This is a genomic window from Natronoflexus pectinivorans, from assembly GCF_004345615.1.
Classification (GTDB): Bacteria; Bacteroidota; Bacteroidia; order Bacteroidales; family Marinilabiliaceae; genus Natronoflexus; species Natronoflexus pectinivorans.
This window is the reverse complement of the sequence record NZ_SLWK01000046.1, coordinates 1-1,111: the sequence shown is the minus strand read 5'-3', so window position 1 is coordinate 1,111 and position 1,111 is coordinate 1. Positions and strand designations below refer to the sequence as shown.

General features: G+C 33.8%; 2 protein-coding genes. Both read right to left on the bottom strand.

The features are described 5' to 3' along the window. Positions 1 to 690 (bottom strand): DDE-type integrase/transposase/recombinase (locus EV194_RS16840; protein WP_132435718.1); only part of this gene is annotated, 690 nt, incomplete at its 3' end. Further along, on the bottom strand, positions 687 to 1,111 hold a 425-nt coding region (locus EV194_RS16835), incomplete at its 5' end, for a transposase (protein WP_207916118.1). The genes EV194_RS16835 and EV194_RS16840, both read right to left, overlap by 4 nt.

Here is a 1,111-nt window from a genome sequence, read left to right as displayed (position 1 = left end):
TGAGAGGTTCTTGATACGGAAATTACAAAGATATTCATTTTTGATTGTACCATTAACTCGTTCTATATGAATGTTTTCATACACAGATTCACACATGCTGATTTTTATATCGTAACTTTTTAATAAATCAGTATAAGCTTTTGATGTGTATTGAACTCCTCTGTCTGAGTGATGAATCAGTTTTTCATATCTTTCTATTTTTCGTTCTTTTAAGGCCATTTTTAATGCTTTTATATTTGACTGAGCACGTAGATCGGAGCTTACGTTATATCCAAGGATGCATCGTGAATAGACATCCATGATAAGGACAATGTACAGAAATTCTTTTTCGCCAATTTGCAAATAAGTAATATCACTTGTCCAGACCTGATTGATATCATTCAATGATAATCCACTTGCAAGGTTTCGATACTTAGCGTGAGGTAGGCTATGAGTTGTTTTTCGATAATTCCGTTCGCTAACAACCTGAAATCCTCCTTCAACATAGGTATCGATAAATACATCGCGCCCTATCCCCTCTGGATTCAATATACTATATATTTTTTTTGCGCCCATTTTTGGATGTATTTCTCTAATTCCTATAATGTTCTGAATAAGTATTCTTTTAAGCTCATTTTTCTTAGTGAATTTTTTCACCATTTTCCAATGAGATTGCCTGGTAATTCCAAGTATAGAATACAACTCATTCATGGTGAATGATTTTTCCTGGATGTGCTTCCGGAACCATTCAACAGTTTGGACGAGAAGTTTTTTTTTAAGTCCATCTTTAGTTCTTCGGATGCAAGCTCAATGAGCTTTTCCAGAAAATCAAGCTGAATTTGTTTCTGACCAACATGCCGTTCTAGTTCAGCTACTTTCTCTTTATAAAACAGGGCCTTTTGAGATTCGCTTTCCATTTCTACAACTATTTTGGTTTGTTTAGGATGGTCTGGTGAATATTTATAAAGCCATCGGTAAAGAATGGCCGATTTAATTTCATAAAGCATCGAGACCTCTCGAATTGTCGTTTTTTTAGTGACAATTTCATGGACTTTTTGTTTTTTGAAATCTTCACTAAAATAACGTCTTGACTTTAACTTAAATTGTGACCGTCTATTTTTCATAAGTTTCA